The sequence below is a fragment of the Kocuria sp. ZOR0020 genome (genome assembly GCF_000800955.1).
GTDB classification, from domain to species: Bacteria; Actinomycetota; Actinomycetes; order Actinomycetales; family Micrococcaceae; genus Kocuria; species Kocuria subflava.
Genome location: NZ_JROX01000397.1, coordinates 1 through 283, shown reverse-complemented (window position 1 = coordinate 283; position 283 = coordinate 1). Strand labels below are relative to the sequence as shown.

Below are 283 nucleotides of genomic sequence, written 5' to 3'. Positions count from 1 at the left end.
TGAGGTCGATGATCACGGTGACGTACTTGTCGCCGCGGCGGGTGTGCCTCCAGACGTGCTCATCGACGCCGACGACCTTCACCCCGTCGAACCTGTGCTCGTCGTCGATCAGGACGCGCTTGCCCTCGGCCAGCACGGCGAGGTTGGCGGTGTTCCACGCGACCCCGAGCCCCTCGGCGACGCGGGCGACGGTGAGGTGCTGGACCACGATGCCCTCTAGTGCCCAGCGCAGCCCGCGGCGCGACAGCTTCGCCCGTGGTTCGGCCGCCAGGCTGGTGTCCTG

Annotated in this window: 1 pseudogene; it reads right to left on the bottom strand. The window is 70.0% G+C overall.

Features of this window, described 5'->3' with window-relative positions:
* Positions 1-283, bottom strand: a pseudogene (locus L979_RS13965) (ISL3 family transposase); the annotation flags it as partial.